Below are 9,660 nucleotides of genomic sequence, written 5' to 3' on the forward strand. Positions count from 1 at the left end.
GGGCGAAAGCGAAACCCTATTGAGCTACTAAGTTTCGCGGGCGCGAAACTGTAAGGGTTCGACTTTGCGAAAGTGATTGATAGGGCTGGCTTGCCAGTTCCGTAGGAATGAGCGGCTAGCGAACCCGTTAAAGCACGGTTTTGGCGTTAGCCAAAATTTGCCCTACGAGTCCACCAGTTATTGAGATATTAGAATTCGAAACGCAAACTTAAAGTTCAAGAGAATCAGCCGAAGCCATGTGATTAGATTTAGAACTATCACGCTCTACAGATTGAGGAATAACGCCTTTTTCTATGTTTAAAGCCAAGTTTTCTTTAGCTATAGCCACGGCACCAGCTTTACCATCCACACCAAATTTAACCTCAGCATTTTGAGAAGCAGCATAAAGAGCAGCAAAAGCGGGCACCAAATCAGGATGTTTTTTAACAGCACCTACAGGCTCAAGACGCCTAAAATCATTGGCTTTAGCTAAATTAGCATTACCTTCATTAGTTCGGGCACGATCCACAAGCCTAGAGTTGGCCGCATAACGCATTTCAACTTCAAACGAAACATCACGGCGCAAACTGGCACTAGAAGATTTTTCAAAGTCATTGAATAACTGAGAAGAAGAAGCTTTTTTACCTGAAGGGTCAAAAGTAGCTTTTTCAAAGCGATCATAAACAGACTTAGCTTCTGTTTTCTCGTAAGCGCCACGATCCACACCAGCATCAATCGAAGACCGAACGTGCAACAAATGGCCGATGAGTTTTTCTTTAGACTCATTGGCGTTTTGTTGCACAGAAGAAAGAAAGTTGCCGCTGAAGCCAACAGCTTCAACACGGCCACGGCTAGCGAAGCTTTCGATGTTATGTTGTTGAACGTACAACTGGCCTTTCGCAGAAAGCGCATTAAAGTCTTTAGAACCAAAGTTTTTAGCTAAGTCGTAGTCGGCAACACGACCAGACAAGACAGATTCAACATCATTGGCGGTGACGCCATAGGCTTTAGACATGGCATCACGGCCAAGACCAACTTCCTTAAAGCACGCGATACTTGTATCGCGATTAGAAGTAGCAAAGCGTTCAGCTACGAGAGTAGCGGCCAACTCCTTGCGGTCTATGTCGCTAGACGTAGACCGCTGCATTTCTAATGCACGTCCATAAGCAGCGCCATAATTAAAATGAACAAGTCTCTCAGACTCACTAATTCTTGCAGAAATATCCATTAAAACACCTCCGCATTAACTAGATCATTGGCGATATCAACAATCTTACCTTGTCTTTTTTTAGCCTCCACCGTAGCCAAAACACCAAAGGAGCTTGCTCTATTGGTGTCATAACACTTATTATCGAAAGCCCATTTAGCCGCACGATTAAGCGTTAGCTTATCGTTAGCTGCGGGCGTATCACAAAGCACTAAGAGCATTTCACTAAATGCTTTATAGCTTTCGTAATTGCCGCCTAGCATTAACTCATCTGCGAGCGACCGACAATCCCCAATCTCTACAGGGCTAAGAACATCCAAAATACCAAGCGGGGTAGGGTTCACTTCATCAAGGTAATCGTAGAAATCAACACCACTTTCAGCGACTAAAACTAATCGCCTTTTACCAGACAAAGGATCATCTAGTTCTATAAAAGTACCAGGTGCGAAACTAATCACTTTTGGGTTTTCCATTCACAGTGCCTTTCTTATTAATTATGTTAATTACACACCACCTAACACTACCAAATCTAAGCTTTATTAATTTTTAGCAAATTTATATAACTTGATACCAACACACACAAAACTAAACACAACCAACAAAAAAACTAAAACGCTCAATGGTAATATATAAATAAAAAAGGTTGACCACTGGCTCTCTGTTAAATACGGTTTCGGTAACGAGCTATCTATAAACTGTAGCAAAATTGGTAATATATTCAGCGCTAATAATTTACAGGCAAGCCAGAAAAGAGAGAAACACTCTTCATACCCACGCAACATAACTAATTTAAGTTTTCCCATACCTATATTTCACCCTTCAAATTATTGCTACTATTATAAGCTATCAGCCTTAATTTTAAGCTCTGAAGCCTCTTTATAACGGCTCTCACTCAAGCCTTGCGTAGTATCAAAATCAGATTGTCCAACATCGAATAAGAAAGGCAATCCGCCTTTATTAGTCAATTGTGTTACCAACATGTCCTTAATACCATTCATACCATTTAGTTGTGAGTCACTCGAGTTCATAAACTTTTTATCCTATAAATAATTTAATAGCTAGGTTTATAATCATTAGCCTGAGAAAAACGACTATTCCAATGCTCAATATATTGACTAGCTAGCTTGGCATCATCCCAAACCACTATTACATTTTCACTATTACTATATTCTGCGGCCTTAGAGTAGTTGAAACTACCAGTTTCAACATTCACGCCATCCGCTACTATAAATTTATCGTGATGGATAGGATAAATACTAATCACCTTAGTTTGAATACCATTCAACACTAAAAGATTAAGTGCTGCACGCCCAGCCCCATTGTCCATACTTATGTTTTGCTTGTAATCAGCAACGACCGCCACATCTATGCCGCGTTTCTTGGCCGCGATAAGTGCTTTAACAACTGGCACAGAAGTTAATGAGTATGCAGATAACCGTAATGATTTCTTTGAGCTGTCTATGACTTTAATTACTAAATCTTGCGCGCCTTCTCTCGGTGAAAACGCCACCTCTATTGTCTGAGAAAAACCTAAACTACTAAATCCAAAAGCGCCCAATAAGCAAATAATACTTACTGTCTTTTTTATTGTTGTTTTCACTGTTATTTCCTTATGAGATTAAATGTTTCTTACAATTACTACAATCACAATCTACCGCTGTACGAACCTCTCTCAAGGCATCTTTAACTGTATCAAAACCCCTCACATGCTCGCCCGTGCCTACATCAGCAGAAAATTGTTTTCCATAAACCAAAGTAACAATCAGGCTATTACCTAACGATCTTTCGTCATCCCAATACAAAATATTTTTGTGCCTCTTAACGGCATTTGTTTGAGTCATAGTTTTATCCAATCACGCAATTTTTGCCGACTCTCTGGCGAACAACTCATCAAAAAACAGAGGGGTGTTTTTTATCAGCTTGTTTTTCAGCCTTGTTAATCTCCGTTTTCTTAAAGATTCAGGTTTCAAACGCTTAATTTCAAAGTAACTGGTGTATGTAATACTTACTCGACCAGCCACCCAAAAATTAATAACATCCTCTTTTTTTTCACCTGTTGCTAAAACTTTACCTACAGGCCTGAAGTTAATATTTTCTATTGCTTGCCACATAATTATTTGCCTAAAAAAGTGGCCGTAGGTATCCCTAAATCAAGCCTTTAACAACGTCAATTGTTCTTTAATTATTAAGCGATTCTTACTCGATCACCTTAGCTAAACTATCCTCTTTAAAGGTTAATTTGTCAATGGCTATATATTGTCTTTGATAAGCTATTTAAGCTATATTGACCTACTTGAATTAGTTTCGCGGGCGCGAAACTTTTGGTTGCTTCACTATGTAATTGCTGTAATTTTATGAGACCATAGCTCTGTAAGCCGCCTAGCTATCGCTGAGTTTTTAAACTCTGTTATCTTTTCCAATAATGCATTTAAGACCTCATCCAACGACTTATTCTTTATGACTGAATGATAGGCAACACTGCCAGGTATTTCCCTGATTGCATCATTAAAGAGGTCGTTAAATGTTTCTAGCCAATCGTCCTTTGTAGTTTCACGTCCAAAAACTGTTACGCCTTCTACGAGATAACGCTCTAGTGAATATGAGCCATTTGAACTTAATACTAAAGCTACTTTATCTAAAATACTTTCTGGTTTTTTCCAGCTATCAATTATTTTAGAGGCCTCAGTAGTCGTTCTTGCTATTAACTCCTCACGTTTAGTTTCTTTAGTTTTTTCATTCTTAGCTAATTGAGACTTTTCTGATCCTATACGTCTTAATATTCCAACAGCTTTTAAAAGTACATCACGATCGCCTTTATTTAACCTAGGCAAACTACTAATAGCTGGATTAGAGTAATCAAAATCCTGAATAATTTTATTTAAAGATGTTGCTGCACGTTTTGCCGTAGATCCTTGGTCTTTTAATCTTTTTGATTGAGCCATTTTTATTCTGCTTCCTTTCCTAATGTTTTGTCACATTCGGTTTACTCTTTAAATCACGGTAAAAATTTTCATGAGTTCCGTACTCAATAAAAGTTAAGATCAATTCGCCATCGTACATATATGCTAATAAATAAAGTTGTGCCTTCAGTTTGTATTTATATACTTGGACACCAGCTAAATCGCCTATTTTCATTTCACCGATACTAGGGTCATTCATAACTGATTTAACTGCCTCATCTAAAGCTAACTTTTCAGTTTTATTCAGTTTTTTAACTTTTCTCTTAAAGCTATTAGTTTGTTTTACTATCATCCAAACTCATACCCTGAAACCTCGCCAGCTTCAATTTCTTTCACCCCAATCAAAATGCCTTTTATGAAAGTAAAAGGTAGGTCTGGATTTTCTTCAGCTATCTTGCCGATAGAAGCCCAATATTCAATTTGCTTAGGCGTGCTTCTGTGTTGAGCGAGTCCATTGATTGTTGCGTCATCTACTAATTTTTCTGATAACTTAATTGCTTTTGCCATGATTAACCTCTACTTAATTAACTGGTTACATTATACTACTAAAGGTAGCAAAATATAACCTTTATTAAACTTTAATCTTTCGCTTGTATCACAACTTTCTGCGTATTTAAAACCGTGTTTCAACGAGTTAGATTGCGATAATCCATACCGTTATATCAAAAATTTTAAATAACGTGCTGTAGGGTGCTTAAAGTCGCTACATTCTCAAGTTTAAGTGAAGTCCACCTCTTCTTTTTATAGACTAATGCAACCTTTCGTTACAACCTAAGCTTAATTATGCACAGTTTTCACAGAAACCTAGCTGAACGGCCAGCAATCGGTTTTATTGCTGGGCGTGATTTGTCTAGGTCTTAGTCCTGAAAGAGCTTTAGCTCGCAGCAGGGCTTAGACTGTGCTTTTATGAATGGTGAAATTCTTGCGCGGTACGCGCATAAAAAAAACAAGACCGCTTGCGGTATCATTCTATGGTGTTAGGCCAGCCAAAGGCTGGGGCGTAGTGCGAAGCACGAAGGGTAGGCGGGTTTGGGTTCAGGGTTAAAAAAAGTCTTAAAAAAAGGATAAAAGGATAGGGGCAAAAAAAATGCCGTTTTTTTTAATAAAAACAGTTGCTTAAAAACACGACCCGCCACCTATACCTACCGATTCCGCGATTTTTTTCATGACCCGCCACCTATACCTACCGAAAAAAACATGACCCGCCACCTATACCTACCGACGATTTTTCGATTTTGATTAAAATATAATCACAAAAACACGACCCGCCACCTATACCTACCGATAATATCGCACTAATTTGGTGCGTATTCCAGTTAAAAACTATTGCCGCCACCTATACCTACCTAATTGCGCCACCTATACCTACCGATAATAGCCATGACCCGCCACCTATACCTACCGATTTAAAAAGGGTGTGGATAACTTTTATTGTAAAACACACCCTTTGTGAAGTTTTAGGTTTTTGACCCGCCACCTATACCTACCGATTACTGGCTTTTTAATTGCCCTTGTCTTGCATTAGCCGCCTTTACTTCTGCGATAAAATCAAGCGTAGGTGTAATGGTGTAAATTACATCTATTATTTTGTTTCTCTCACCTAACTTTGTCTCACGTTTAATCTCATGAGCTATTTTTTGTGTTTTTAATTCATTCATTGAGAAGTCACAGGCTTCAATGGCTTGTCGCTCTCTCTTATATCCACTAAGCATAGCGCTATCACGTTTAATAGTGCTGTAGCGCATTTCAAATGGCTTCATTTTGCTTGCCATTGTGTACTTGGTAACAAGGTATTTATGAAGCCAACGCGCAAGCTGTGTGCTATGGCTCATAAGCTGTTGATAATTGAATTGCCTGTAAGTTAGCTTATCAATTGAATCCGTCACCAGTGGATGAAATTGTACATGCCACTTGGCGTTAGGGTCTTCCGATAAGTCGGCCTGATTGACCCAAGTAACGGCTGGAAAATATGCGCTTCGTTTACCATAAGCCTTGTTCCGCTGCTTATCTTCGCCATTAATCTCTATGATGCTGCTAGAAAGAATTGTTAGGCTCTTGATAATTTCGTTAAATGACCTTGTATGGCCGCGCTGTCTAAGCTCTTCGCGCAACTGATAAAGCGTGAAGACTACGCCACTACGCTTCATAGGCTCATGGAATCCCATTTGTTGAATAGTAGCGATCTTGCGTAAGGCTTCTTCGATTAGTTCTTCATTTGCGCTAGGATAGTAAGAAACCGTGCCTTTAACACCGTTTTTTTCTTCCTGAATAAGCGCAGGTTGAACAATTGCTTTTAAGCTGGTTTGGCGATAATTAAATGGGACCTCAAGCAAGTCTAATCTGCCTTTGTCGTCACGCATTTTATTCATCGTTTGCTGTGATATTGAATAGCGCGGCACACTATCCCAAAGCTCTATTGAATTTGAAGCTTCACTCCGCTGCTCATCTGTGTTTGCATAAAAGCTTTGAAATATATCAAGTTGCCTATTTGCGAATGCGTCTTTATTTAGTAACTGCACAACTTTTTTTAAACTCTCATCTCTGGTTTCTTCTACCATGTTATAATTTACTCCGTTAATGATTGCTAACTAAACCCTAGTAGTCCTTACGTTGACGCTCAGCCCGATTGGAAACAGTCGGGCTTTTTTATTATTATTAAATTTTTTTTGTTTTCTTTGTAACCGTTTTAGATAGGTTTAATGCCTCAATCGCTTTAGCCTCATTGTAAAGGGTTAAGCACTTATCTAGTTTACTTACTACTGCCTGAAAATTCTGCTTTGTAGTTCCGTGCACCTTCGCTGCTTCACCCATGCTGATACCATCAACCAATACCAAACGCGCACATGCTATTTTTTCTTTTGAAAACGGCCTTGCAATACCTAATAAAATTTCTACTGCCGAAAACTCAGCCTCAGACATTCGCCTTATAGCCATACATACCCCGTAAATATATTCAATAAAGGCGGCCTAGCCGCCTTTGGTTATGGTTTAACGCAACCTAGAATATTAACCACACTGAATTTTTGCCCACAAGCCCCGTGCATAAAAGCTACCCATGCAAATGCCAAGTGTCCATCTTCACCAAATCCACCATTTCTAAACGCTCTAAGTGCATCCCTAGCTGCATCTTTCGATTTTACTCCACTATCAAAACAAATGCGTAAATGGTCACTAAGAAGGGATTTAGTATTTTTATCAAGGTCATCAAATAGGTCTTGTGACTTATGGCCGTGTTCAAAAATATCAAAGTAGATTTTAGAAAGCGTATCTTTGATTAATCTTTGCTCTTTAACCGCTTCAGACTCTTCAATGTTCTCAATTTCTGTTACCTGTTCCTTCGTATCATTAGTAGCTATTACTGCACCTGGCACTTTAACATCTGGTGTTTTCACGATTTCTGCTTTTGGTTTAGGTGGTTTTACCTCTGCCTTGGCTTGATTAACTTTATCGCGTACATTTTGTTTCTCACCCTTGTTTTTGATCAGTTCATCAACAAGTTCTTTTGCTTTTACAGGGTTAATTGTTTCAATAGTTTTAACTGCGTTGATTACCTCAACATCCGCGCTCACGTCTTGGCTAATAACTCTTTTAGACTGTTCGCCTAGATTTAATAATGACAATCTTTTAGATACCCATGATTTACTTTTATCATGTTTTCTCATTAGATCCTCAACCATTAAACCATTATCAATATCTTCCTGAAGCCTTGTAGCTTCTTCATACTGCTCAAAGTTTTTACGATGTACGTTTTCAGCAAACTGGGCGTCTTTTGCCTCTTCATCATTAAGGTCAATAACCTTTGCCTCAAGTCTTTCTAAACCAGCCAGTTTCGCGCCACGAACACGTCGCTCACCCCACACAAGTACGTATGGCTTTTCGCTACCTTCTTTGTTAGCTCGTACACCAATAGGTTGTAGTTGTAATTTCTTTAGGCTCTCGCCAAGCTCTAACAACGAATTTTCTTCATCCTCAAATAAAACACGGATCTGTTTTTTAATTTCAACATCATCCAGCTCAATGATTTGAACACCGTCTTTAGTCTGGTTTTCTTTAATCTTTTTATCTAATTTTGCAAACATAATTTACCCCTTTATAACCATATTTAAGATGGCCTCACAAGCATCACGCCATTCAATAGCCGTCTTTTTATGGCTAGCGCCTCTTACGTTGCTCCATACAGGCCGACCTTCATTAATAGCAACCTGAACCGCCTCTCGTTCAGGCAAACATAAATCTAGAACAGACTTTTTATAAGTAGATTTGAACTCGCTAAGCATTTCCATTTGTTTGCTACTTCTAGTGTTTATCTTTACAGGAATTGAACCTAGATGCTTAATTCTTGGATTAATACCACTTTTTTGAATGTTTGTAATATCACCTATCAACTCTGCAAAACCATCCAATTCAAATTTACCCATTTTCACTGGTGTTAAAACGTAGTCCGCTAAAACTAATGATGAGTAGAGCAAAAATGCTCTTGATGGGGCGCTATCAACAATACAAATATCAAAACTATTCGCATGTTGCTTTAATGCCTCTAGGGGTCTGAACTCTGCACCTTCAGTTTTTGAATCAGCCACCATTGTTAAGGCTTCTTTATCAGCCCTAATAATCCCAAAGTTTGGCTTTACAAATTCAATAGGCATATTGCTTGGTTTTTCATCAAACAACACTGCTGTACTTAAAAACGTCTTTGATAGATCGGGCGGCTCAAACATCATCCCTGCATTACCCTGAGTATCAAAGTCTACAAGCAAGACTTTCAGCCCTTTGTCATAGGCTGCATGTGCCAAATGGACTGATATTGTTGTTTTAGCAACTCCACCTTTTTCACTACTAACCGCTAGAATTTTCATTATTCATTCCTTTACGTTATGCTTATTTTATGCTTATTTTTTAGGTCACGGCACCAAACCGCGACCCAATACAGACAAAATCTACTTATGCGCTAACTTCTGAACATATCTCACTTAGAATTTCATCAAGGGCTTTAGGTGTAAAGTACAAATCCAATTCAGCACCAACTAACAACAACTCAGTAATGTTGATATAACGAAAACGCCCACTTTCTAAACTATTACTCACAACACAATAGCCAAACGCCTGTAAAACACCGCCTTCAATATCTTTCTCTGTTACATACCAATCACAGTTACTTACAAAATAATGTAGATAAGCAATTGCCTTTTTACCTTTACCTTCTTGGCCGTGGGTAACTGGCATTTCATCAATCAATGTGCCTAACGACTTAAACGTATTAACGAAATGTTCACCTTCTTCACCGTAACAATTACTTAACATTGCGGTTCTTTGGTTGGGGTTAATAAACTTGCTAACTTTACCAAAAGCTATAGCTAGCTCTTTATCATTTACCACTTTTGCTGTATTTGCAGACATATTAAATTCCTTAATGTTGACGTTAATAATTTGTTTTTATTAGCGATTCTTGCTCGATCACTTTAGATAGAATTATCCTCTTTTGTGGCTCATGTGTCAATGGTTATCTATTGTCTT

The 9,660-nt window shown here is 38.5% G+C and carries 14 protein-coding genes; all 14 read right to left on the reverse strand.

Annotated elements, in window-relative coordinates:
* Positions 1–208: 208 nt before the first annotated feature.
* Entirely contained in the window at positions 209–1,207 is a 999-nt protein-coding gene (locus PSU78_RS11410; RefSeq protein ID WP_300388084.1) for a hypothetical protein, read from the reverse strand.
* Positions 1,207–1,659 carry a hypothetical protein gene (locus PSU78_RS11415; protein WP_300388086.1) on the reverse strand — a complete coding sequence of 151 codons (453 nt, stop codon included), beginning with the start codon at positions 1,657–1,659 and terminating at the stop codon, positions 1,207–1,209. The genes PSU78_RS11410 and PSU78_RS11415 overlap by 1 nt, the downstream gene beginning before the upstream one ends.
* 363 nt (positions 1,660–2,022) lie before the next feature.
* Positions 2,023–2,214 carry a hypothetical protein gene (locus PSU78_RS11420; RefSeq protein ID WP_300388088.1) on the reverse strand — a complete coding sequence of 64 codons (192 nt, stop codon included), beginning with the start codon at positions 2,212–2,214 and terminating at the stop codon, positions 2,023–2,025.
* 23 nt (positions 2,215–2,237) lie between these two features.
* Positions 2,238–2,786, reverse strand: a complete 549-nt coding sequence (locus PSU78_RS11425) for a phospholipase D family protein (RefSeq protein WP_300388090.1) — start codon at positions 2,784–2,786, stop codon at positions 2,238–2,240.
* 10 nt (positions 2,787–2,796) lie between these two features.
* Positions 2,797–3,027, reverse strand: a complete 231-nt coding sequence (locus PSU78_RS11430; protein ID WP_300388092.1) for a hypothetical protein — start codon at positions 3,025–3,027, stop codon at positions 2,797–2,799.
* A gap of 12 nt (positions 3,028–3,039) precedes the next feature.
* Positions 3,040–3,297 carry a hypothetical protein gene (locus tag PSU78_RS11435; RefSeq protein ID WP_300388094.1) on the reverse strand — a complete coding sequence of 86 codons (258 nt, stop codon included), beginning with the start codon at positions 3,295–3,297 and terminating at the stop codon, positions 3,040–3,042.
* 222 nt (positions 3,298–3,519) lie between these two features.
* Positions 3,520–4,128: a hypothetical protein gene (locus PSU78_RS11440; RefSeq protein ID WP_300388096.1), complete on the reverse strand. Its 609-nt coding sequence runs from the start codon at positions 4,126–4,128 to the stop codon at positions 3,520–3,522.
* A 19-nt stretch (positions 4,129–4,147) separates the two neighbouring features.
* Entirely contained in the window at positions 4,148–4,438 is a 291-nt protein-coding gene (locus PSU78_RS11445) for a type II toxin-antitoxin system mRNA interferase toxin, RelE/StbE family (protein ID WP_300388098.1), read from the reverse strand.
* Positions 4,435–4,653 (reverse strand): hypothetical protein, encoded by a 219-nt coding sequence (locus tag PSU78_RS11450; protein WP_300388100.1) that lies wholly within the window; start codon positions 4,651–4,653, stop codon positions 4,435–4,437. Before PSU78_RS11450 ends, PSU78_RS11445 begins: the two co-directional genes overlap by 4 nt.
* 983 nt (positions 4,654–5,636) lie before the next feature.
* Positions 5,637–6,704: a hypothetical protein gene (locus tag PSU78_RS11455; RefSeq protein WP_300388102.1), complete on the reverse strand. Its 1,068-nt coding sequence runs from the start codon at positions 6,702–6,704 to the stop codon at positions 5,637–5,639.
* 97 nt (positions 6,705–6,801) lie between these two features.
* Positions 6,802–7,080 (reverse strand): hypothetical protein, encoded by a 279-nt coding sequence (locus tag PSU78_RS11460; RefSeq protein ID WP_300388103.1) that lies wholly within the window; start codon positions 7,078–7,080, stop codon positions 6,802–6,804.
* A gap of 47 nt (positions 7,081–7,127) precedes the next feature.
* The gene (locus PSU78_RS11465; RefSeq protein WP_300388105.1) at positions 7,128–8,225 is read right to left on the reverse strand and encodes a ParB/RepB/Spo0J family partition protein; all 1,098 of its coding nucleotides are present in this window, start codon (positions 8,223–8,225) and stop codon (positions 7,128–7,130) included.
* Between the two features lie 3 nt (positions 8,226–8,228).
* Positions 8,229–9,002 (reverse strand): ParA family protein, encoded by a 774-nt coding sequence (locus tag PSU78_RS11470; RefSeq protein ID WP_300388107.1) that lies wholly within the window; start codon positions 9,000–9,002, stop codon positions 8,229–8,231.
* Positions 9,003–9,087: 85 nt separating this feature from the next.
* The gene (locus PSU78_RS11475) at positions 9,088–9,543 is read right to left on the reverse strand and encodes a hypothetical protein (protein WP_300388109.1); all 456 of its coding nucleotides are present in this window, start codon (positions 9,541–9,543) and stop codon (positions 9,088–9,090) included.
* Between the last annotated feature and the right edge of the window lie 117 nt (positions 9,544–9,660).

This window comes from Methylotenera sp., from assembly GCF_029945705.1.
Lineage (GTDB): Bacteria > Pseudomonadota > Gammaproteobacteria > Burkholderiales > Methylophilaceae > Methylotenera.

Bases quoted from the DNA above. Each gene is read 5' to 3' on its own strand.
- PSU78_RS11450 (WP_300388100.1), bottom strand. From the start codon at position 4,653: ATGGCAAAAGCAATTAAGTTATCAGAAAAATTAGTAGATGACGCAACA.
- PSU78_RS11455 (WP_300388102.1), bottom strand. From the start codon at position 6,704: ATGGTAGAAGAAACCAGAGATGAGAGTTTAAAAAAAGTTGTGCAGTTA.
- PSU78_RS11430 (WP_300388092.1), bottom strand. From the start codon at position 3,027: ATGACTCAAACAAATGCCGTTAAGAGGCACAAAAATATTTTGTATTGG.
- PSU78_RS11445 (WP_300388098.1), bottom strand. From the start codon at position 4,438: ATGATAGTAAAACAAACTAATAGCTTTAAGAGAAAAGTTAAAAAACTG.
- PSU78_RS11470 (WP_300388107.1), bottom strand. From the start codon at position 9,002: ATGAAAATTCTAGCGGTTAGTAGTGAAAAAGGTGGAGTTGCTAAAACA.
- PSU78_RS11460 (WP_300388103.1), bottom strand. From the start codon at position 7,080: ATGGCTATAAGGCGAATGTCTGAGGCTGAGTTTTCGGCAGTAGAAATT.
- PSU78_RS11475 (WP_300388109.1), bottom strand. From the start codon at position 9,543: ATGTCTGCAAATACAGCAAAAGTGGTAAATGATAAAGAGCTAGCTATA.
- PSU78_RS11440 (WP_300388096.1), bottom strand. From the start codon at position 4,128: ATGGCTCAATCAAAAAGATTAAAAGACCAAGGATCTACGGCAAAACGT.
- PSU78_RS11435 (WP_300388094.1), bottom strand. From the start codon at position 3,297: ATGTGGCAAGCAATAGAAAATATTAACTTCAGGCCTGTAGGTAAAGTT.
- PSU78_RS11465 (WP_300388105.1), bottom strand. From the start codon at position 8,225: ATGTTTGCAAAATTAGATAAAAAGATTAAAGAAAACCAGACTAAAGAC.
- PSU78_RS11420 (WP_300388088.1), bottom strand. From the start codon at position 2,214: ATGAACTCGAGTGACTCACAACTAAATGGTATGAATGGTATTAAGGAC.
- PSU78_RS11415 (WP_300388086.1), bottom strand. From the start codon at position 1,659: ATGGAAAACCCAAAAGTGATTAGTTTCGCACCTGGTACTTTTATAGAA.
- PSU78_RS11410 (WP_300388084.1), bottom strand. From the start codon at position 1,207: ATGGATATTTCTGCAAGAATTAGTGAGTCTGAGAGACTTGTTCATTTT.